20 protein-coding genes and 1 tRNA gene are annotated in these 22405 nt (G+C 53.1%); 14 read left to right on the plus strand and 7 right to left on the minus strand.

All coding sequences use genetic code 11. The annotated features are described in order from the left end of the window. Positions 1 to 107: 107 nt before the first annotated feature. The 7 genes from sppA to POG22_RS04030 all read left to right on the plus strand — a co-directional run bounded on the left by sppA (position 108) and on the right by POG22_RS04030 (position 8514). Positions 108 to 929: a signal peptide peptidase SppA gene (gene sppA, locus POG22_RS04000; protein WP_017663513.1), complete on the plus strand. Its 822-nt coding sequence runs from the start codon at positions 108 to 110 to the stop codon at positions 927 to 929. A gap of 45 nt (positions 930 to 974) precedes the next feature. Beyond that, positions 975 to 1382 carry a chorismate mutase gene (gene aroH / locus POG22_RS04005; protein WP_026098005.1) on the plus strand — a complete coding sequence of 136 codons (408 nt, stop codon included), beginning with the start codon at positions 975 to 977 and terminating at the stop codon, positions 1380 to 1382. Positions 1383 to 1476: 94 nt separating this feature from the next. Then, positions 1477 to 3219 carry a DNA repair protein RecN gene (gene recN / locus POG22_RS04010; protein ID WP_063719680.1) on the plus strand — a complete coding sequence of 581 codons (1743 nt, stop codon included), beginning with the start codon at positions 1477 to 1479 and terminating at the stop codon, positions 3217 to 3219. 330 nt (positions 3220 to 3549) lie between these two features. Then, positions 3550 to 6576, plus strand: coding sequence for a GAF domain-containing protein (locus POG22_RS04015; protein ID WP_063719681.1), 3027 nt, complete (start codon positions 3550 to 3552; stop codon positions 6574 to 6576). An 82-nt stretch (positions 6577 to 6658) separates the two neighbouring features. Next, complete coding sequence (locus tag POG22_RS04020) at positions 6659 to 7261, plus strand: hypothetical protein (protein ID WP_498903776.1); 603 nt, start codon at positions 6659 to 6661, stop codon at positions 7259 to 7261. An 18-nt stretch (positions 7262 to 7279) separates the two neighbouring features. Beyond that, positions 7280 to 8323, plus strand: a complete 1044-nt coding sequence (locus tag POG22_RS04025) for a leucine-rich repeat domain-containing protein (protein WP_498903778.1) — start codon at positions 7280 to 7282, stop codon at positions 8321 to 8323. A 118-nt stretch (positions 8324 to 8441) separates the two neighbouring features. Beyond that, a tRNA-His gene (locus POG22_RS04030) sits at positions 8442 to 8514 on the plus strand. Positions 8515 to 8537: 23 nt separating this feature from the next. Here the strand turns inward: POG22_RS04030 and POG22_RS04035 are convergent. The 3 genes from POG22_RS04035 to POG22_RS04045 form a co-directional block, all read right to left on the minus strand. Then, complete coding sequence (locus tag POG22_RS04035) at positions 8538 to 9359, minus strand: four helix bundle protein (RefSeq protein WP_498903779.1); 822 nt, start codon at positions 9357 to 9359, stop codon at positions 8538 to 8540. A gap of 158 nt (positions 9360 to 9517) precedes the next feature. Continuing rightward, positions 9518 to 12391 (minus strand): GUN4 domain-containing protein, encoded by a 2874-nt coding sequence (locus POG22_RS04040; RefSeq protein WP_498903780.1) that lies wholly within the window; start codon positions 12389 to 12391, stop codon positions 9518 to 9520. 12 nt (positions 12392 to 12403) lie between these two features. Beyond that, positions 12404 to 12724 carry a hypothetical protein gene (locus tag POG22_RS04045; protein ID WP_498903791.1) on the minus strand — a complete coding sequence of 107 codons (321 nt, stop codon included), beginning with the start codon at positions 12722 to 12724 and terminating at the stop codon, positions 12404 to 12406. Positions 12725 to 12773: 49 nt separating this feature from the next. Between POG22_RS04045 and POG22_RS04050 the strand changes: the two genes are divergently transcribed. Continuing rightward, complete coding sequence (locus tag POG22_RS04050) at positions 12774 to 13076, plus strand: hypothetical protein (RefSeq protein WP_150128640.1); 303 nt, start codon at positions 12774 to 12776, stop codon at positions 13074 to 13076. 111 nt (positions 13077 to 13187) lie between these two features. Here POG22_RS04050 and POG22_RS04055 read toward each other — a convergent pair whose 3' ends face one another. Further along, positions 13188 to 13658, minus strand: coding sequence for a CYTH domain-containing protein (locus POG22_RS04055; protein WP_498903782.1), 471 nt, complete (start codon positions 13656 to 13658; stop codon positions 13188 to 13190). Between the two features lie 277 nt (positions 13659 to 13935). Between POG22_RS04055 and POG22_RS04060 the strand changes: the two genes are divergently transcribed. After that, entirely contained in the window at positions 13936 to 14799 is an 864-nt protein-coding gene (locus tag POG22_RS04060) for a shikimate dehydrogenase (RefSeq protein WP_063718093.1), read from the plus strand. A 7-nt stretch (positions 14800 to 14806) separates the two neighbouring features. Here the strand turns inward: POG22_RS04060 and POG22_RS04065 are convergent, their stop codons facing one another. Continuing rightward, positions 14807 to 14950 carry a hypothetical protein gene (locus POG22_RS04065; RefSeq protein ID WP_498903783.1) on the minus strand — a complete coding sequence of 48 codons (144 nt, stop codon included), beginning with the start codon at positions 14948 to 14950 and terminating at the stop codon, positions 14807 to 14809. 235 nt (positions 14951 to 15185) lie between these two features. On the opposite strand from POG22_RS04065, the gene POG22_RS04070 reads away from it, so the two are divergent. The 3 genes from POG22_RS04070 to POG22_RS04080 all read left to right on the plus strand — a co-directional run bounded on the left by POG22_RS04070 (position 15186) and on the right by POG22_RS04080 (position 18640). After that, on the plus strand, positions 15186 to 16085 hold the full coding sequence (locus POG22_RS04070; RefSeq protein WP_498903785.1) for a CAP domain-containing protein: 900 nt from the start codon (positions 15186 to 15188) through the stop codon (positions 16083 to 16085). Positions 16086 to 16817: 732 nt separating this feature from the next. Continuing rightward, positions 16818 to 17312 carry a gluconokinase gene (locus POG22_RS04075; RefSeq protein WP_082901729.1) on the plus strand — a complete coding sequence of 165 codons (495 nt, stop codon included), beginning with the start codon at positions 16818 to 16820 and terminating at the stop codon, positions 17310 to 17312. A 401-nt stretch (positions 17313 to 17713) separates the two neighbouring features. Next, entirely contained in the window at positions 17714 to 18640 is a 927-nt protein-coding gene (locus POG22_RS04080) for a S1 RNA-binding domain-containing protein (RefSeq protein WP_498903786.1), read from the plus strand. A 58-nt stretch (positions 18641 to 18698) separates the two neighbouring features. Here POG22_RS04080 and POG22_RS04085 read toward each other — a convergent pair whose 3' ends face one another. After that, positions 18699 to 19247: a response regulator gene (locus POG22_RS04085; RefSeq protein ID WP_026097998.1), complete on the minus strand. Its 549-nt coding sequence runs from the start codon at positions 19245 to 19247 to the stop codon at positions 18699 to 18701. Between the two features lie 180 nt (positions 19248 to 19427). Further along, positions 19428 to 20666 (minus strand): FGGY-family carbohydrate kinase, encoded by a 1239-nt coding sequence (locus POG22_RS04090; protein WP_498903787.1) that lies wholly within the window; start codon positions 20664 to 20666, stop codon positions 19428 to 19430. A 158-nt stretch (positions 20667 to 20824) separates the two neighbouring features. Between POG22_RS04090 and POG22_RS04095 the strand changes: the two genes are divergently transcribed. Both POG22_RS04095 and hpsE read left to right on the plus strand, forming a co-directional pair. Continuing rightward, positions 20825 to 21130 (plus strand): nucleotidyltransferase family protein, encoded by a 306-nt coding sequence (locus POG22_RS04095; RefSeq protein ID WP_063718086.1) that lies wholly within the window; start codon positions 20825 to 20827, stop codon positions 21128 to 21130. Positions 21131 to 21370: 240 nt separating this feature from the next. Next, a complete protein-coding gene (hpsE, locus tag POG22_RS04100; RefSeq protein ID WP_498903790.1) occupies positions 21371 to 22339 on the plus strand; it encodes a hormogonium polysaccharide biosynthesis glycosyltransferase HpsE in 969 nt (322 codons plus the stop codon). Positions 22340 to 22405 lie beyond the last annotated feature (66 nt).

The raw sequence follows: 22405 nt of genomic DNA on the forward strand, positions 1-22405 counted from the left end.
CCCTCTCCCCCTCTCCTGCTCCCCCGATCGATCGCCATTGACCTGACGATCCTGTTACACTCGACTAGCACTGGTTCGTATCCTCGAAACTACCGATAAAGCAACCTATGGTTGGGTTTTTCAGAAAATTCCGCAAACAAATCGCTCGTATCGAAGTCACGGGCGCGATCGCCTCAACGACCCGAGAAAAAGTCCTCGAAGCTTTAAAAACCGTCGAACGCCGCAAATTTCCCGCTCTGGTGCTGCGCGTCGATAGCCCTGGGGGAACCGTAGCCGATTCTCACGAAATCTATCAAGCCCTCAAACAACTCCGTCAGAAAACCGACATCAAAATCGTCGCCAGTTTCGGCAATCTCGCCGCCTCGGGAGGCGTGTATATCGGCATGGGCGCCGAGCGCATCGTCGCCAACCCCGGCACCATTACCGGAAGCATCGGCGTGATTTTGCGCGGGAACAATCTCGAACGACTTCTCGATAAAATTGGCGTATCCTTCAAAACTATCAAATCGGGGCCGTACAAAGATATTTTGGCGTTCGATCGCGAACTGACCGACTCCGAAAAACACATTTTGCAAGAACTCATCGACACCACCTATTTACAATTTGTCGAAACGGTCGCGGAGTCCCGCAACCTGGCGCTCGAAACCGTTCGCGAGTTTGCCGACGGTCGCATTTTCAACGGCCAGCAAGCCCTGTCTCTCGGACTCGTCGACGGACTCGGTACTGAAGACGACGCGCGACGCACCGCCGCCGAACTGGCCGGACTCGATCCCGAGCGCACCGAGTTCTGCACCGTCGAAACGCGCAAACCCCTTTGGGCACGTCTGTTGCGATCGAATGGCAGCGTCTCTCGTCTCTCCAGTCTCGGAGAATGGTTAGAATTTGAACTGTCTACGAGCGGTTTACCTCTGTGGATGTACCGTCCTTAACGACATCGAACGAACGAATACGATAAAAAAATCGATCGCGATAATATGGAGGTTTGTGTAGTGGAAGCGGACTGGACCGTACGAGCAATTCGAGGGGCGACGACCGTTCCCGAAAATTCGGCCGAAGCAATTCGCAGTGCTGTCGAGGAACTGCTCGACGAACTCGAGCGAGGCAACTCGTTCGACCCCGAGCAAATTATCAGCCTGACGTTTTCCGTCACGCGAGATCTCGACACGCTGTTTCCAGCTTCAGTCGCGCGATCGCGTCCCCGGTGGGATAACGTTCCCTTGCTCGACGTCCAACACATGCACGTCGAACAGGATCTCGAACGCTGCGTGCGCTTCCTCCTTCACGTCAATTTACCCGCTTCGGTCAGGGTCTATCACCCTTACCTGCGCCGTGCTAAAAGCCTGCGACCGGATTGGAGCCTCTCGACAGTCGGCTCTCAGTAGTCCGACGGGTTCCCCGAAACCTCACCGCCGACGCTCGGTCGGTGGGGACGCAGGCGGTTCGGCCGAGCGGCTCGTTCAGCATCGCTCGAGGTCTATGCTGCTGCGCTTGCAGATCGAAAACTTCGCCCTCATCGACTCCCTCGATCTGGAGTTCGGACGGGGGCTAAACGTCTTGACTGGCGAGACGGGGGCGGGCAAGTCCATCGTCCTCGACGCTCTCGATGCGGTTCTCGGCGGCAAAACCAGCCGTCGCGCCATCCGCACGGGGGCCGATCGCGCCTGCATCGAAGCCACCTTCGCGCTCGAAGGGGGGATCGTGGCCTGTCGCCGAGACCTGATCGCCAGTCGTCGCGGCTCTCGCAGTAAATACCGTTTCGACGGTCGGGCGGCCAACCAGAAAGACGTGCTACACTGGCGCGATCGCGTGGTGGAAATCGCCGCCCAAGGTCAAGCCGTCCAACTCGGACAAACCCCCCACCAACGGGAACTTCTCGATTTATACGGTGGAACGAAACTTCTCGAAGTCCGAGATCGCGTCGCCACCGCTTTCGATCGCTGGCAACAGGCCGAAGCCGCCTTAGCCGAACGACGGGAACGCGATCGCCAACAAGTCCAACAGCTCGATCTGTGGACGTTCCAACTCGAAGAACTCGAAAACGCCCAACTCAACAGTCCCGACGAACTCGACGACCTCGAACGAGAAGCCCAACGCCTCAGTCACGTGGTCGAACTCCAACAGCAAAGCTATCGCGTCTATCAAGCCCTCTACGACAGCGACGACGACGCGGCGGCCGCCTCCGATCTCCTCGGAGACGCCGAAGCCGTGTTAGACGATATGGTACAGTTCGACGATCGCGTCGAATCGATTTTGACCCTGGTACGGGAAGCCTTGGTGCGAGTCGAAGAAGCCGGACAGCAAATCAACGCCTACGCCGACGACCTCGAAGTCGATCCCGAACGGCTGCAAGCGGTGAACGAGCGCGTCCGACACCTCAAACAAATCTGTCGCAAATACGGACCGACTCTAGCCGACGCCATCGATCGCTATCGCACGCTACAGGGACAACTCGAAGATCTCGACAGTCGCGATCGCTCCGTCGAAGCCCTCGAAGGTCTCTGTCAAAGCCGACGAGAAGAACTCCACGCCGCCGGTCAGCAGTTGACGCAGCTGCGCCGACAAGCTGCCAAACAGCTCGAATCTCGCCTCGTCAACGCCCTCAAACCCCTGGCCATGGAAAAGGTCAAATTTCAAGTCGAAATCGCTCCGATCGCCCCCAACCGTACCGGAAGCGATCGCGTGACGTTTCTGTTGAGTGCCAACCCCGGCGAACCCCTCCAACCTCTGAGCGAAACGGCCTCGGGCGGCGAAATGAGCCGCTTTCTGTTGGCTCTCAAAGCCTGTTTTAGCGAAGTGGACAATGTGGCGACCCTGGTATTCGACGAAATCGACGTGGGCGTCTCCGGGCGCGTGGCCGGAACCATCGCCGAAACTCTCTATCGCCTCAGCCAACACCACCAAGTCCTCTGCGTGACCCACCAACCCCTTGTCGCCGCCATGGCCGATCGTCACTTTCACGTGGCTAAACAAGCCATCGGAGATCGCGACGACGAACGAACGATCGTTAGCGTTCGGGTTCTCGACGAGGACCAACGACGCCGCGAACTGGCCCAACTGGCCAGCGGCCAAGGCGATCTCGAATCGACCGACTCTGCCGCTTCCGCCTTCGCCGACGAACTCCTCGATCGCGCCTCCGAAGTGCGATCGCAACTCAAGCGCAGCCACGCCAAGGCCATCGACGACGACGATCGCACCTCTCAACACCTGTTCGCACCGTGAAACGATCGGGAAAAGTAACGGTCAGCATAGAACGTTTCCAAAAGTTCCGCATTTTCTCGGCCGACAAATTGCCCTCGAGCTGGTACATAATAAATACCAAAGACCCGTACTTTAGAGAGTATCGAGACCTAAAACCACGAAAATCACATAGCATCAACACCCGATCGCAAATTTCCCCGAGACCCTCCACAAAATTCGATCGGCGAGTACACTGAGGATGTATCCGCTACCCTCGCCGATATTTCAACCGCGCCTTTCGACATCAACCGACGCCAGATTTCGCAGACGGGCAACCGTCTGTTCGCCGTTTCAGCTTCTCCGTCAAGAGCTATGACATCTGCATCTCCGAAAACGCCCGCCGTAGATACTGACGTGACGATCGATGTCAAACCTCAGTATAACGAGCCGAAAGCCGTTCACCAACAGGCGGCCTCCAGTAGCGCTCTAGCCACCACGAAAGGCAGCTTCGGCGAATTTCTCGCACCGCTCAACCGCGATAAATTTACCGACGTCGTGCGGGGGGTCGAAGAAAAGCTCAAGGTGGTCAACCAAACCTTGGGGATGCTCGATAGCTTGCTCGACAGTCAGGGGTTCGACGCCATTCTCGACGAAATGTTGCGATCGATCGCCCTCAAAACCGGCGAACTGCTCCACGCCGATCGCACGACGATTTTCCTCCTCGACCAAGAGAAAAACGAACTCTTTACTATCGTCGCCAAAGACGAAAAGGGCAACGCCTTAGAAATTCGATTTCCCGCCGACGCCGGAATTGCCGGGGAAGCCGCCACGTTCAAAAAAATCATCAACATTCCTTACGATTTTTACGACGATCCGAGGTCGGAAACTGCCAAAAAATTCGATAAAAAGAACAATTATCGTACCTATACGATGCTCACGATGCCTCTGCTCAACGAAGAGACAGAGGAACTCGTAGCGGTGGTGCAACTGATTAACAAACTCAAAATCGATATCGACGAGAACGTCCCTCTCGAAGAGAAAATCGATAAATCGGGATTCAGCACGGAAGACGAACAGGTTTTTCTCGAGTTTGCCCCCTCTATTCGTCTGATTCTCGAATCCTCGAAATCCTTCTACGCCGCGACTCAAAAACAACGGGCGGCTTCGGCGTTGATGAGTGCTGTCAACTCTCTGAGCAAGAGCAGCCTCGACCTCGAAGACACCCTCAAACGGGTGATGGACGAAGCCAAAGAGTTGATGAACGCCGATCGCTCCACGCTCTGGCTCCTCGACGAAGAAAAAAGCGAACTCTGGACGAAAATTCCCGGCGTCGGCGAACTTCGCATTCCCCGTCACGCCGGTTTTGCGGGAACGGTCGCCGAATCGGGAGAGCCGGTGTTGATTCCCTTCGACCTCTACGACGACGAGCGATCGACCACCTCGAAGGAAACCGACCAAAAAACGAAATATCGCACGTGCAGTATGCTCTGTATGCCGGTGTTCAACTCCGACAACGAACTCATCGGCGTCACCCAGCTCATCAACAAGAAAAAACAAGGGGAATATCCCGCCTACGACCCCGAAACCTGGCCCGAAGCTCCCGAACAGTGGAAAGCCAGCTTTAACCGAACGGATATGGAGTTCATGCAGGCGTTTAACATTCAAGCCGGGGTCGCCCTACAAAACGCCAAGCTCTTCGAGACGGTCAAGCAACAGGAACAACGGCAAAAAGACATCCTTCGCAGTCTCACCAACGGCGTGATCTCCACCGACAAGCAAGGACGCATCATCGCCGCCAACGAATGCGCTAAATGTTTTTTGGGATTCCGCGAAGACGAAATTCTCGAAGGGATGATCCTGCGAGAAATGGTTCGCTTGCAAGAAGGCAAGTTTTCCGAGTGGTTCGAGGCGGCCTTAGATCCTAAAGAGGAGAAAGACCGACAGCAGTACTATCCCAACCAAATCTTGAAAGTGGTCGATCGCAAGGACGGCCAGAGCGTCAACCTCACCATCAACTCGATGGCCGATGCCAGCGATCCCACCAAAGTTAACGGGGCGTTGGTCGTCCTCGAGGACATCAGTGACGAAATGGAAGTCAAAAACTTGATGTACAAGTACATGACGCCCGAAGTCGCAGAAGCCCTCTTGGCAAGCGGCGACACCGGCCTCGGAGGCAAACGCAAACAAGTCTCGGTGCTGTTTTCCGACATCCGCAGCTACACCACCCTCACGGAAAAACTCCAACCGGAGGAAGTGGTGACGATGCTCAACGAATACTTTGAAGAGATGGTGGACGCCGTGTTTAAGTACGGCGGCACCCTCGATAAGTACATCGGTGACGCGCTGATGGCGGTGTTCGGCTCTCCCGCACCGTTAGAAGAGCGAGAGTGGTGTGCGGTGCAAACGGCGATCGCCATGCGCCAGCGGTTGGAGGAATTTAACGAGAAGCGGGTGGCCGACGGTCAACTGGCCATCCAAATCGGTATCGGTATTCATTCCGACAGCGTGGTCAGCGGTAACATCGGCTCCAGTAAGCGCATGGAACTGACCTCGATTGGCGACGGGGTGAACTTGGCCTCTCGCTTGGAAGGGGCCAGCAAGCAGTACGGCACCGATCTGATTATCAGCGAACAGACCTATCAGCCCAACGCCCATCGCTTGGTAGTTCGAGAGTTGGATTTCATTACCGTGAAGGGGAAAACCCGCCCCGTGACCATTTACGAAGCGATCGCCGTTACGGAAGGGGAACTGGCAACGCCGGTTAGCGACGACCAACAGCGGATTATCGACCACTATCACCAGGGACGCCATTACTACCTGCAACCGGCTCGGGAAAAACTCGATACGGAAGACTTTATGCCCCTGTTGGCGCAACTGGAGGGGATGTCGGACGAGGGGCTTCAAGAGCTGAGTTACGACCCCGACAAGCTCCTACGGCAGTTTTTGGGCGGGATGACTCGGGAACAGGCGATCGAGGTGTTTACGGAATCGACCCTCAAACGGTTGCTCGTTACCGAAGATCTCAACGAACTCTCCGAAAGCGATATTCAGCGGTTGCTGCCGTTTAAACTCAAGCAGATGACCCCCCGTTTGTCGAAGAAATTATGGATCGCAAAACTCTTGCAATTCACTGGATTTTCTGAAGTCCGAGATATGTTGTGCGAGGAAGCCGCCGAACTCTCGACTTCCCAGATTCAGAAACTGATCGATCTGGCGAAACCGCCGTTGAAGGCCAAATCGAAACAGTCGTTTCACCAAGCTCGGGAAGAGTTTCAAAAAGTTTTGGAAATCGACCCGCACAATAAGGCGGCCAAATTGCATATAGAGCGTTGTATGCTATTTGAACAACAACCTCCGGCAGAAGATTGGGACGGGGTTTGGAAGCTAACGAACAAGTAAGTTGCCCAAACAGCCCTCACATCCTGTTTCTGAGTCTCGATATTCAATCGGGTGTCGACTTTAACAGACAAATCAGTTCAATATGCGAGATACGATCGATCTAAACTGGCAGTCCTCCGAATACGAATGGATCGAACTCGTCCGACAGCTTCTGTTAGAACTGGCGAGAGCGTGTTTGGGGGATTTGCCCAAGCTACCCATGCACGTGGCCCAGCAAGCCCGGCCGATGGCGGAAACGGCCGGACGTTTGTTAGACGAAGCACGATCGCGCGGCATTGTGGAGGCACAATGGCAACATTACCCCGAGTTGGCTTGGACTCACGACGCCCGCAAGCTGTTTTTGGAACTGGCGCAGGTGTATTTGTCGGATTTGCCCAAACTGCCGGAAAACGCCTCGATTCGGGCGCTCGATTTAGCCGAACGCGCTCAGACGCTCCTCGAACAACCGATGGACTCTGCGTCTGACTCGTCTTCGTCTCAACCGCATCCGTCTCCACCTTCGGAGGCGACGCCTCCCCCGACTGAAAAGCTCGATCGCGCCACGCCATCTACATTGTTGAACCTATTGAAAAGTCGTTTGGAACAGCAACGAGTCCACAGCCGCAACCCCGACGCTCCCGAATGGCAACAACTCCTCAATTTGCTCGACGTGGCGCGAGGGTTGTATCACAATTTAAAAGATTGAATTAGCGTGAAGCAACCGATGTCAACGACTGCGATCGCCCGATCGATGTTTGGGACGGTGGCGGCTTTCGCCCTGTCAGGAGCGGTAGACTCGGGAAAACCGACTTTGGCGCAATCGCCGACGTCCGAACCCCTCTCCTTCGGGTTTCTGTGCTTGCAGAGCGATCGCCTCGAACCCGATGCCCAACAGACTGTTGAAGTCTTAATGGATATCGCCGAGGCCAGCAACTGCATCGACGCCGCCAAAAATCTCGCTGTCTCCGACGAACTCAACCTCAGCGTTCGCGAAATTTCCGATATCAGCCCTCTGGCGACGCTCCCTCACCTGCGACGGCTCGATTTGAGCCTCAACCAAATCGAAGATTTATCGCCGTTGGCTGAGCTGCCAAACTTGCAAGAACTCCTGATTTCCAACAATCAGATTTCCGATTTGTCGCCGCTGGCAGAGTTAGAGTTCATCAAACTCAACCTCGACAGCAACCAAATTTCGGATCTATCTCCCCTCGCCAACCAAGACAATCTCGTCAGTTTGAGCGTTCGGGACAACCAAGTCTCCGATTTAACGCCCCTGTCTTCCCTGATGCGGTTAGAAGCTCTGTTTCTCGATGGCAATCAAATTTCCGATCTCAGTTCCCTGACATCGCTATCTAACTTAGACGGAATGGATTTGAGTCGCAACCAAATTTCGACTTTGCGTCCTCTGTCGGAGATGGAAAATCTGGTTTGGATTGCCCTCAGCGACAACCAAATTCGCGATTTACGTCCGTTGCGCCGTTTGTCGGGCTTGACAGAAATCGATTTAAGTGGTAATGAAATTTCCGATCTACGACCGTTGCGGAGATTGTCCGCAATGGACGAGTTGTTTCTCAACAACAACGAGATTTCCGACGTGGAGCCGTTGGCAGAGTTAACGGGGTTGACGGCGTTGTTTCTCAGCGGCAACGAAATTTCCGATATCGAGCCGTTGAGTTCTCTGACGAACCTATCGCGACTGTTGCTGACGGACAATCCCATCGAAAACCCCACTTGTCCCGTGAAGCCCGATCGCGCCTGTCGGTTTTAGGTTGGGGGAGATGGGAGAGGCGATCGAGCTTTTTTCAAATTTTTTCGCGATCGCCCTTGCCATCCCAAAACGAGATGCTATAATAGCAAAGCGCCAAACATAAGGCGTCCAACACATGGCGGGCGTAGCCAAGAGGTTAAGGCAGTGGATTGTGGTTCCACCATTCGTGGGTTCGAGTCCCATCGTCCGCCCTTTTTCAAGAATTACCAAATACTTACTTTTGAGTGTGGGCAGCCGCAAAGATATCAGCCGCCGTCAGTTCCAGCGTTCCCAACTGGGGCGAAACCACCACACTCTCGCCAACAACCGCCCCAACCTCTCTGTAAACTCCCTTCACTAATTCGAGTACCCAAATCGCCGACGCTTGCGGGTCAACGATCCAATATTCCAGCACTCCCACATCTTGATACTGCAATCGCTTCGCCACGTAATCCCGATTGTGCTGTACTTCCCCAGGACTCACGACCTCAACCACCAACACTGGAGGTGCCATTGACAGACGAATGGTATTGCGTCGCTTTAACTGCTCGATGTGTTCCTCTCGAATCACCGTTAAATCGGGGTAACGGTTTCTCGGCTCCCCGCGTACCTCCAATTCCAGACCGTGACCTCGAACTCTTTGATGGCCTAGCTTTAACGCTAATTGTAGCAGCAAAAACGTCGCGATCTCCACGTTTAAGCCCGACTCAGGTGGCACTTCAATTAGTTCTCCATTGAAAAGCTCGTACAAGTTATCTGTGCCATCGTCGTAGGACAGATACTCTTCAAAACTGTGAAACTGCTGTTGAAGTCGAACCATCAATCTGAGAGCCTTGCAGCGATCGTCGAAATAAGCAATAGAAACTTTAGCACTAAAATCGGCTGAGGAGATGGCACTATTGGCTTCGGCTAAATTAGCTCCGATTGAAGTGCCAGAGCGGAGCATTTGTTTGCTGAGAATGAATTCTCTTTTTTGGTTGACCAAGTATTTATAAGCATTGACTATTCTGATGGCCAATTGATAAGCCTTCTCATAGGCAATACTCTTTTTACTCATCCCACCTTAACTGTTAACTGATATCAAGAACTGGCGACTGGTGACTGGCGACTGGTGACTGTAAAAGACTGGCGACTGTAAAAGACTGGCGACTGTAAAAACACTGGTGACTGGTGACTGGTGACTGAAAATGACCCAAAAGTTCTATATCTTATGGGTTAAGCCTTGATGCGAGAGAAGAGAAAAGCCCAACAGACCGACCCCTCCAAGCACCCACAAGCGAAACCGCCGCCCCACCCTCGGGTCGTCCAGGTGGCGGGAAGTTCCCCTTTTACGCTTACTTGTACTGAGAAGTTCAAGTCTGCCAAATCTTTCCAATCCCCTTTTTGTCCATCGTACCACGATACTCGTTTGCCGAAATCTTCCCAAGTCTCATAATTGACATCGGGGTGTCTGCCGACGCTTTCCCAAATTGCTTTCTGCACGCTAAAGCCGAAGTGTCCGTCGCTATACTTCACCCAAAGCGCATCGATCTCATTGAGTTCTCGACTTGGAAAAGTCTGACAAAGGTCGTCAAAATCTTCTTGCCCTTCTAAGACCATCAGTTGATAAAAAATCCACGCCGTTTCTCGATCGGCTTCTCTCCATTTTTCTTGCTGTAACAAGCATTCTAAGCGTTCGCAAAGCGTGGCTCGATCGAGTTCGCTTTTGCTAAGTCTCAGCTCGGCTTCTAAAGCGCGATCCGATTCTTGGTGAAAGGGACGAAACTGGACAGACAGCATTCGATCGAACCCCTCTCGAAAGCGCTCTGGATTGTCTTTTTCGGCAAACCCGATCCGAAACATCTCGCGCCATCGCTCTTCGTCCTGATTTTCTCGATCGCCCCATAACTCGGTCAAGATTTCCCATGCTTTACGATACAGAGAATACAGTCGCTCGGGGTCTGACGGTAACTGGATGCTGGGAATAATGCGGGGTAAAATCCGCGAGACTCGATAGGTGCGATCGCGCTCCTCAACATCAGAACTCACTTCAAGTAAGCCCAAGGCGATCGCCCGTTGTAACTGCTCTCGATAGTTCGATTGCTCTTCACACACCGCTTCTAACGCTGCCATCGGGACGGGAATCTCGTAAACCAAACACAAACTGAGAATCGTTTCGAGCGGTTGGTCGATCTGCTGGTAAAGTTCGTCCCAGACAATTTTGCCTTTCCAATCCTCAGAACTGTTCTCGAGCTGCGTCAGTCGGGCTTCTGCATCCGGCTGAGCCAGCACTTCATCGTCGAGCCATTCCAACAACCGAGGATTCCCGTCAGCTAAGGCGATCGCTCTTTCAATTAACCCTTCGTCAGTTTGAGTCGGGTCGAAATGCTCCAAACGCCTTAACTTCTTCTGTAAATCGGCATGATGGAAACTATCCAATCCCTGCACGAAAAAGTCGTTCAGTAAATCTGACTGGAATTCGTAGCGACACGTGATAATTATTCGGTGTGGGGAATCCGTTTCTTGCATCGCCCAAACTAAGGCTTCTAGGAGCGCCGCCACTTTGGGTTGAAGGATATAGTTCCCATCGCGGTGTTCGAGATTCCATTCAAAATCGTCAAAGACCAATAGAAACGGTTTCTCTCCCGCTTCGTCGAGTGCCTCGAACGTATCCCTCAATCGATATTTCAGGGGTTCGGCAGTCTGTTGGAGAATTTCGCGCTCTCGTGCGTTCAGTTTGTCTCCGAACCTTGTCACGAACTGAGCTTCATCGACCTGTCGCCACCACACCAGCGTCTCGTACTCCGAGAGGCGATCGCACAACCGAGCGGCGATCGCGCTTTTGCCCCAACCTCCCATGCCTTGCAAAAGTACCCCAACCTTCTCCCAATCCGTCTTGAGGGTTCGCAAACAGTTCTGTAATTGACGGCGACGACCCACGAATTCAGTGCGGGGAAGCAGCCGCAATCTCTGTTTAGCGTCGATAAACTGAGGCACGACGGAGGGACGAGGGGCCCGTTTTCGTCCTCTTTTCCTCGGGGTCGTCACCAACGCACCGGGGAGGGCATCGGCGACATAAAACCGCAGTAAGTGCCACTGGCGATCGCACCCTCGACCCACATCTTTAAGCACCGCGTTCGTATCTGCCGACCTCAGTAGGGTTTGATAGGTTGACGCGAGGGCTTCCGTCACGGTTTTCCCCACCGCCAGGGCTTCGTAGAGGGTTGCCGCCGCTGCCGAAGCATCGTCGTCTTTGACGCGATCGCCCCAACTCAACACGGCCGTCGCGCCTTCTTTCAACAAGGCTTCTGCCATCGAGGGAACGGCGTTCTCGCTGGAATATCCAGTACGACACCCAGAGAGAAAGATGAGCTTGGGATAGTGGAATTGCAGTACCCTCGCGATGTCTTCGGCACTGCTATCGGCGCGATCGCCCAATTCGGTCTCGGTGAGAAAGCAAGGTTTTTCGTCGTCGATCGTGGCGTGTCCCGTTAAGTGAACGACATCGAAATACCCTTTGTCGTAGTCTTCGACTAACTCGCCCAATTCCTCTAAATTCCCGCTTTCCTCGACCGTCAAGCAGAGCGATCGCTTCTTGTCGGCGTTGAGGATTTGCCCTTCTTCGGCTTCAAAATCGAGTTCTGGTTTGACTCCACGCGGCGAGGTCGCCATAAACAGAACGTTGAGAAAGCGATTCTTGGGGTCGTCCTTGACCGCCAAACGGTCTCGGTCTGCCACCCAACGCACCGGGACAACGGGAGGACACCGTTCGACCAGAAACTGAGTTCCGTCGTGCAGCAGTTCCCAAGGGAGATTGGCAAGTCTCTCCGACGCGGCGATGGCGAGAACGATAGTTTCTCGCCGGTATCGATCGAGGGCGTTTTCGAGAAGACGATCGTTACCGTCTAACCAGTTGTAGAGTGTTTGACCCGTCTTGACGTAGGGTTCGGGAATTCGCGTGTAGTAGTCTGTTTTCGAGCGTTCGAGTAAGCCAAAGATTTCTGTAAGAGGAAGCTGGCGAGACTGGTAATCGTTAGGGTTATCCCAGAAGAAGCGAAACTCGGCGTAGTCGTCTCCAATCGGTTTGAGGTTGATGTGAAGAATCTTCATTCCGACCCGTCCCTAGTCTTCGAGGATTTCCTTAATTTGCTCGACTGACGCATCTTTGAGGAGCAAGCGACCTTTAGGCGTTACGAGCATCACTTTCTCGATTTTGGGGTCGGTCGGGTTCAGTTGCGCGTTCTGATACTTCTTGTTCCACTGGTACAGCTTTTCGGCGATGGTCATCGTTCCGCTAACAATCCCGACGATGGTGGCGATGGTGACGAGCGTTTCAGCCTTTTCGACCTCCTCGGGAATCTCGTAACTGCCTTCGAGTTCTTCAATTGCCAGCAGTTCTTCCGTCGCGGCGACAGCACCTCGCCCTTCGATTTCGAGTTGCATCGTCATTCGCCAAACTCCTCAAATTTGCGGACATGAAACGTTTTATCCCATGTTAGCAAGCGTTATTCAAGCCAACGTGCAACGCACCGAAGTCAAAATGCGTTTCAATCTCAGCGTAAACCCCGGTAAAACCGTTTCTCCCGACAACGTACTATTGTTTGGGTGTTGTTTGGGTGCATTTCAAAAATGTAAATTCATCGGATACAAGCTGACCTACTCGATAGTGCTACGCACCGCTAACGCGAACGAGCGGCTGTTGTTCCACTCCGTTCCACCCGTGGACGGCAGCGTTGCCGAAGTCCAACCTACCCAGAGCTTCGTGTTTTTACATCCATTGGGATGCACCCATTAAGCTGACATCGAGCTAATGAGATTTTGGCATAACGCACCGACAAAAAATTTAATCGCAAATTATATGGGAATCTTCTGAATTGGGTTTTCGGATAAAACGTTGAAATTTATTCTATTTCGCCCACTGAGAAAACGGAAACTTCACTAAATTGGCGTTGTAATATCTCGGGTCGTAAGAAACCTCTTCCCCAACCCAATCGGGTAGATCGATCGCCTGACTTTCTTCCGTTACTTCCACTTCCACCACGATTAAGCCTTGATTTTCTCCTAAAAACTCGTCGATTTCCCACAACAACGAACCGACAACGATGGGGTAGCGAATTTTTTCGACGATCGGTCGTTCGCACAACCCGTCCAACATTTCCCGAGCGTCTGCAAGAGGAATCTCGTATTCGTACTCTAGGCGAGATACGCCCACCGTCGAACCTTTCACAGTCATATAGCCTTTTTCGCCAGCGATACGAACGCGAACCGCCAAACCCTTTTGATTGACTAGATATCCTTGACGGTATAGCGTTCCCCGACCGAGCGATCGCCATCCGTCGTGTTTGACTAAAAACTTGCGTTCGATTTCCGTCGCCATAACTCTCGTGACTGGGGTGAATTCCGTTCGATCGCGCGCGCGATCGACGCTGGGGCGACTCTATTGTGCCAAATCTCGATCCCGCTGCGATCGCCATTTTCGGAAATCTTCACCCCATCGGGAGTATCGCAACACCACTGAGACGATCTAGAGTCGGTGTACCCGTTCGAGATCGACAAGTTCGAGGTGAAAGTACTCCGTTTCGCCTACGGCGATCGCCCTTCTCTCTCGTCCCCATCGAACGGTGCCATTTTTGATGTTACGTCACTTCAATTTGATGATTACTGGTAAAACGAAGCTCCTCGGTGTTATTGGATACCCCATCGAACACACTCTCTCGCCGACGATGCACAACGCCGCGATCGCCCAGATGGGACTAGACTACGTGTATCTTCCACTTCCCGTTCCCCCCGATCGCCTCGACGCTGCGATCGCTGGATTCGCGGCCGTCGGTGTCGTGGGCTTTAGCGTCACGATTCCCCACAAACAGGCGATTTTGCCGTTTTTATCCGAGATTACCCCAGAAGCGCGAGCTGTCGGCGCAGTCAACACCGTTTGGCGTACCGAACAGGGTTGGAAAGGCACGAATACGGACGTTTCGGGATTTATTTCCCCGTTGCGAGCTTACGACAACTGGAGCGATCGCGCGGCCGTCGTGTTGGGAAACGGCGGTGCAGCCCGAGCGGTGGTGGCTGGGTTGACCCAACTCGGTTGTCGCGAACTTCACGTCGTCGGACGCACGCCCGAGAAATTAGAGGCTTTCGCTCGCAGTTGGGAAAAATCGACGCTAGACGTACAGTTCGAGACTCATGATTGGGACGAACTGCCCAATTTGATGTCGGCGGCGAACTTGTTGGTGAATACGACGCCCGTGGGTATGTCGCCCCAGGTCGATCGCTCTCCCGTCGAACCAGAACTGTTCGACAAGTTACCCCCCAACAGCATCGCTTACGATTTAATTTATACACCCAATCCTACTCAGTTTCTGAAATTTGCTTGGGAACGGGGCGCGACGGCCATTAATGGGTTAGAAATGTTAGTTCGTCAGGGTGCGATCGCCTTAGAAATTTGGACGGGACAAGAGGTTCCAGTTGAGGTGATGCGCCAACGCCTCCAACAGCATTTGGGACTCGATCGCTAAGTCGCGTTCAACCGAGCGGAGGAGTAGGGGCGTGCTGGGAGTGCGTCTCTATCTCCCGAACCCGCACCGTTACTTGAGTTTCCGGCTCGGCGATCGCCTTTGTTTCGATCGCGATCGTCAATCGATCGAGGGGATTGTTGGGATTCGCCACTCAATATCGATCGGGACGAGTTCGAGTCGAAAATCTGTCTGGACTTACGCGATTAAGCCTTACCTACACCAAATGTAGAGGTCGGTGGGCATTACCCACCCTACATATGGAGGGCGATCGCGCAGCCTCGAGAACGACAGAGAAGAAGAAAATCGAAATAAATATAACCTGACAACCGAATCGCAATTAAAATAGGAATCGAAGCTGTTCGCCACCCTACCGCTCATTTCAGTCAATGGGACAGAAACATTCTTTGCTCGTTCTCGGGTCGATTTCTGCGGCGATCGCCGTTTTATTTCAATTGGAGTTGTCAGGTTTCGCTCGAAATCTAGATGTCGATACCGTTTTAGCTGTTTTCGATCGCCAAGACACCCCACTAGCACGAAACGGCGATCCTGGGGAAAGTACGACTCGTTCGACACCGACCCTAACGTCGGGCGAACCCCAAGACTCCTCAGAACCCCTCGATAATGCGATCGTCGCCCAACTCGACACCGCAGCAGAATTTTACAACCGCTATTCGAGCAATTCCAGCGAAATTCCGATTCCCGCCTGTGCGACGGAAACTTCCGCTCTGACTCGCCAAGAAATTCAAGCTATTCTACTCGAACACAATCGTTCCCGAAAAGATGCCGATCGCCACGTACCGGAGGGATTACCGCCGTTACCCGCCGTCACTTGGGATTGCGACGCCGCCGCTGTCGCGCAACTGTGGGCCGATCGCACCCAAGGTCGCCAAGGTCACAGTTCTAACGACTGGCGACAGCAGCAATATAGCAACCGTACCGGACTGCAAGGTGGTGCGGCGAAACTGGGTGAAAATTTAGGATGGTCGGGGGGGAGCGATCCCTCTGTGGTGCGTCCGGTCGTCCGTAGCGTTACGGATTGGGATAGCGAACGGGAAAATTACAACCACGAAACGAATACTTGCAACGGCGTCTGCGGTCATTACACGCAGATGGTGTGGCGTGAAAGTACCTCGATCGGCTGCGGCGTGTATCGCGGTTCGATACGGTTTCCGGGGGGCGATCGGACTTGGTCGCACGGTTATTTTTTAGATTGCACCTATCACAATGTGGGCAATTTCAATAACGATCCTCCTCTCATCGACCATCCCGATTGGTATTACGAGTAAAACACCTTCTACGCTCTATTTAGGGAAAGTTAGCATCACCCAATTCATTAAGATGTGAGATTGGGCTACATTTAGAATGCGATCGTTTGTCTTGCGCGAGGCGTACGTTCAAGACGCTTCTATTTATGTTTTTGCCGAATTTTTCAATTTTTCTTTCATTTTTTATAGGGTGCATTTCAATGGATGTAAAAACACGAAGCTCTGGGTAGGTTGGACTTCGGCAACGCTGCCGTCCACGGGTGGAACGGAGTCGAACCCAACAGCCGCTCAATCGAGTACGGAAGCTTGTATCCGATGAATTTACATTTTTGAGATGCACCCTTTTTATACAGAATCTGTATCCGATAAGCTAGGTTTCAAGAAGTCTTCACCACAGAGACACAGAGAACACAGAGAGGAACTTGTCGGGTTGGGCAAAACCAGTATTTGAGTCCTCGACTCCGCTCAGCGTTGAGTCCGAGCGGAGTCGAAGCGATCGCAGCGGAACGATCGGGAAATATAAAAAAATCACCCATTCTGTTGTAACATAAGAATCGTCTGGCAGAAAATAACGTCTTCCATAATAAGTCGTTCCAATTCCATTAATTGAAAACGGCATTGAAATTTCCTCACAATGCGATCGAAGAACTCAAAAGATATTGTCAACGTCAAACTCGAACTCGAAGCTTCAGTCAGGTCGAACAACAGTTTTCGATCGATTGAAGTTTTCCTCAATTTTACACGATAAGCTCCGTGAGCGATCGCACTCGAATCTATATTGTCATGGGCGTTTCCGGTGCGGGGAAAACCTCGGTCGGCCGACAGCTCGCTCGACGGTTAAACGTGGAATTTATCGAAGGAGACGAGTTCCACCCCCCGGAAAATGTGGACAAAATGCGAAATGGCGTTCCGCTGACCGATCGCGATCGTGACCCTTGGTTGTGGGCGTTGCGAGATAAAATCGACGACGTACGACAGCAGGGAAACAGTGCAGTCGTGGCCTGTTCGGCGCTCAAAGCCAGGTATCGCGAGATATTAGAACCTGTAGAGGCGACGGTCACTTGGATTTTTTTAGACCCAGAGCGATCGCTTCTTCAACAACGGCTCGCACAGCGTCAAGGGCATTTTATGACCGCTCGACTGTTAGACAGTCAGTTCGAGGCGTTGGAAAAACCCCAAACGGCGATCGTAGAAAACGCTCGAGGTGCGATCGCCAAAATTGTCGAATCGATCCTACAAAAACTCTAGCGATCGAGTCCGAAGCGGGCAACAGACAACACCGCTGTATCCACAGTCACACGGACACAAAATAGTTGAAAAAAATATCCCTCAAACAATGCGACCGATCCTGACAATTCCTAGTCAACGTTCCGTCACTTTTAGAACCTCAAAAATGTGGAAGTCGTGGCTAGGATCGATCCCCTCATTGCCCTCTCTCTCAACATAGCGTACCTGCACCAGTCCGAACTTTCTCTTCCCGTTTCCTGCGATTTTCCTCCAAATCCTCACAATAGCAACCCTCGCAACGTACAGGAGGCAACGAAATTGGCTATAGTGAGAAAGTCAAACTTGGGGAATCGTGTTTAAGGTTCCTCGATCGCGAGGAAAACAACAGCCTCGCGCTAGTTTCAGACCGTTGTACAGAACCTATGACTGCTCAATCCCGCCCCGATCGCGAAGCCAACGCGCCCTTTTCTGCTGAAGATTTCGCTAAAGCTCTCGAAGGTCACGACTACGTCTTCGAGCGAGGACAAGTCGTGCGCGGCAAAGTCTTCGAGTACGATGCTAACGGCGCTTACATCGACATCGGTGGCAAATCCGCCGCATTTCTGCCCCTGCGGGAAGTATCAGCCGGAGTCGTAACCAACCTCGAAGAAGCCCTTCCCCGCGACGAAGAACGAGAATTTCTCGTCATTCACGAACAAAACGCCGACGGACAAGTCACGCTGTCGATCCGTCAAATGGAACTCAAACAGGCGTGGGAACGGATGGCGCAACTGCAAGAAGACAACGACGTTGTCGACGTGCGCGTTACGGGAACCAACCGAGGTGGCGTCGTCGTCGATGCCGGTGGATTGCGAGGATTCATTCCGCGATCGCACCTACTCGATCGCAACGATCTCGATGCTCTAGTCGGTCAGTCTCTAACAACCACCATTCTAGAAGCCGACCCCGAACGTAACAAACTCGTTTTATCCCATCGTCTCGCCGAACAAGCCAACCGCATGAGTCGCCTGCTTCCTGGCGAACTCGTCGAAGGAACAGTCGCCAACCTCAAACCTTACGGCGTTTTTGTCGATATCGGTGGCGTCACGGGATTGTTACATATCCGACAAATCAGCAAAGCTCGCATTCCCTCTCTCGACGATTTATTTCACGAAGGCCAGTCGGTGAAAGTTTTAATTTCCGAAGTGGACGAGTGGAAAAAGCGCATTTCCCTCTCGATGAAAGAACTCGAAAGCTATCCCGGCGAACTGCTCGACAAGTTCGACGACGTGATGGAAAATGCCGAAAACCGCGTCTCTAAAACTAAGGAAGAGAACGCGGCCGAAACCAACACCTCAAAAGTCGAGTAATCGTACAGTAACACGCAACAAAGGGACGAACGAGAGCAGTTCGTCCCTGCCATATCTCTTACTTTAACTTCTGTTTGATAAACGTCAGAATTTGCGTTATCTGTTTCTTGAGCGTGGCGATTTCTTTTTCCATTGCCGCCACTTTTGCCTGGAGTGCTGCCACGTCTTCACCGCCAGACGCTGCCGTTGAAGCTGCCGCCGCTGGAGCTGCTTTGACCGCCGCACGGGGTTTCTTCGCTTTCGACATCGCCGTCTTGATAGCACCGATGAGTTGCTTTTTCTCGAACGGCTTTTCGATAAACTCAAAAAACTCGAAGGGTTCGGAGATTTTCTCCGTCACTTCTTCTTTTCGCCCCGACATGACCACTAAGGGAATTTTCCGCAAGTCGTCGTGAGCTTGAATTTCCTGAAACACCTCCCAACCGCTTTTTTTGGGAAGCAAGAAATCTAACATAATCAAGCTCGGTTTATCAGAGCGAATCTTTTTTAAGCCTTCCTCGCCGTCTTTGGCTTCGACCACGTCGAAGTTTCCTGGCGGCAACATACTTTTTACAGTTTTTTGGATGACTCGACTGTCATCGATGACTAAAATCTTGTGACTTGCCACGACTGACTCCTTGAGAGGTGCGTGAAGGGCTAGGTGGGTTGAATAACGCCCATCTAGTTTAACTCGCTTGGGTCTAGTTTATCAGGCGAGCGGTGAGGCGACGAGAGTTCCCCCCAGAACTGAGGGGAACTGCGATCTCCGTCGTACGGGATCGGGAGTGTGCGGTGGAGGAAATCAGCATTATCGTCTCCCCAACTTCCCCATCGCCAACATCGCCGTTCCATAGGCGGCTTCGGTTTGCGTCGATACCGTCACGGGAACTCCCAAGCGATGCTGACGCAATTTCGTCCACGCCGGGTTTTTCGCCCCACCGCCAGCAGTGTACACTCGCGTCAGCGGACTCGCCCCCAACTCTTGCAATAACTGGTATCCTCGAGCTTCAATGCGTGCCATACTATCGAGCAACCCGTGGAGAAACACCACAGCATCGTCGGGTTTCGGTTCCAGTCGCGGCGGGTACTGAGGATCGCTGAGGGGAAAGCGTTCCCCCGGTTCGCAAAGGGGATAGTAATCGAGGGGACTTTCTGAAGTGGGGATTTTTTCGCTCAACTGTTGCAACTCCGCCTCGCTGAAAAACTGCTTCAACACCGCCCCACCAGTGTTCGACGCACCTCCGGCTAGCCACAGATTCCCCAAGCGATGGCTGTAAATTCCGTATTTTGCGGCGTCGATGCGGGTTGTGCTGAGGAGTTTCAACACCAACGTCGAACCGAGAGAGGTGACGGCTTCGCCGGGAGACTTGACACCGCTGGCGAGAAAGGCGGCGATGCTGTCGGTGGTTCCCGCACAAACGCGACAGTTTGGGGAAATCCCGAAGCGGCGAGAAATTTCAGCGGTGACGTTCGCGATCGCCGTTCCCGGTTCGACAACGCGGGGGAGTTTGGGAGCGTTAAAGCTCAGCCATTGGGGATATTGGAAAATTTCGGGATCGTAACCGAGTTTGAGGGTGTTGTGATAGTCGCTGATTCCCAGTTGTTCGTGGAGGAGGAAACTCAGCCAATCGGCTTGATGGAGGAAATAGGTATTTGGGGAAGGGTTGAAGTGGCGGCGGAACCAGAGGAGTTTGCTAAAACTAGAAGTCGCACTGAGAGCGGGATGGTTGGCGGGGGCGATCGCTCGGACCTCCTCTGCAACGTCTTTTCCTCGGTTGTCGTTGTAGAGTAGCGGCTCGGTGATGGGGTTTCCGGCTTCGTCGCAGAGAAATACCGTCGCGGAGGTTCCGTTGAGGGCGATCGCTCTTAAATGTTGTCGAATTTCGGGGGGGATGCGATCGAGCAGTTCCCACAACCCCTGACGCCAAGTGTCGCAGGTTTGGGCGTTGAGTGAGATGCGGGCGTTTGCTGCAACGGTTTTCTGGGCGTCGATGGCGATCGCTCTCGCCCCAGAAGTTCCGAAATCAAGTCCTAGGTAAAATGTCATCTTACAACCCGCCACTTTTGGCTACAGTAATTCCATCGACCCCTCAAATAAGATTACTGCTAACTGGCGACTGGTGACTGGTGACTGGTGACTGGTGAAAGCGTATCTTGGAGTTGAGAGCCTGACGCTTCGCACCCCAAGCAAACCCCTCGATCGCCATGTCTGACATTGAAACTCGTTTGGGAGACTCGATCGCCCGATACCGCCAGCAAATCCTAGAGATTGCAGCCAAACATGGTGCGTCTAACATTAGGATATTTGGTTCCGTCGCCCGAGGAACCTCAACCGATGAAAGCGATCTCGATTTACTCGTCGAGTTCGAGAGCGATCGAACCCTTCTCGACCAAATCGCCCTCAAACAAGACCTCGAAGATTTGTTAAATCGCCCCATCGACATCGCCGAACCCAACTGTCTTCACCCAATCGTCCGCGATCGCGTTCTTGGCGAAGCGATTCCGTTATGAAAGACGATCGACTGTACCTCACCAACATTCGCGATTGTATCGATCGCATCGAAACTTACTTGACTTCGTCCAAATTGTTCCCTTACGTCACACACTACCCAACTGTTAACTGAAAGCTGTCTTCACTGTTGACTGCTCACGGTAAAAGCGGTGCGTGACGCGGGAACCCCATTAACTTGACTTCGGCCACATTTTTTCCCCGCGTCACACACCCTACCTCTTCACTCTCCACTCTCCACTGTGTTTCCCCCTCCCCCTCTCAATTTCACCGTCGCCATCTGTACCTACAACGGCGAACGTCGTTTACCCCTGGTACTCGATCGCCTTTGCGACTGTGTGGCGGAAACCCCAGATTCCCTCACCTGGGAAATCCTGGTTATCGACAACGCCAGTACCGACAACACGCCGCAAGTTATCGATCGCTACCGCGACGAACTCCCCCTTCGCCGCATCTGCGAAACCCAACGGGGACTCGCGTTCGCCCGACACCGTGCCATATTAGAAGCCAAAGGGGAGTTCGTGGGATTCCTCGACGACGACAACCTCCCCGACGCCGACTGGATAACCCAAGCGATCGCCTTCGGACGAGACAATCCCAAAATCGGGGCTTACGGAAGTCGCGTCCTTCCCGAATACGCCGCGACACCCCCGAAGAATTTCCAACGCATCGCCCCCTTTCTCGCCATCGTCGATCGCGGAGTACAACCTCGGCTGTACCCTCCCGAAAAAAAACTACTTCCCCCTGGGGCGGGTTTAGTGGTTCGTCGCGACGCCTGGTTAGCCTGCGTTCCCGAACAGTTAGTTCTCATCGGAAGAACCACCCACAAAGCGATCGCCGGAGAAGACTTAGAAGCCTTGCTTCACCTCCAACAGTCGAAATGGGAAATTTGGTACAACGGAGCTATGCGAGTGCATCACCTCATCCCCGCCTCCCGTCTCCAACCCGACTATCTCCTCAATCTCATGGAAGGAATCGGCCTGAGTCGCTACCGAACCCGGATGTTAAGTTTCCCGGCGATCTTGCGTCCCCTGGCCCTCATCGCCTACTCACTCAACGACCTCCGAAAAATCCTGCGCCACCTCATCCAATATAGACAAACCCTCGAAACCGATCTCGTCGCCCGCTGCGAAATGCGTCTGTACACCGCCAGTCTCTACAGTCCGATTCATTTCTGGCGAGAAACCCTCTCTCGTCAATCCCAACCCTAACTCTCCCCACTCTTCACTCTCCCCTCTCCCCTCTTCACTGTCAATGTCTCCCCCCCTCTCCCCTTC

Origin of the sequence: Geitlerinema sp. CS-897 (assembly GCF_028368005.1) — a bacterium.
Classification (GTDB): Bacteria; Cyanobacteriota; Cyanobacteriia; order Cyanobacteriales; family Geitlerinemataceae; genus Baaleninema; species Baaleninema simplex.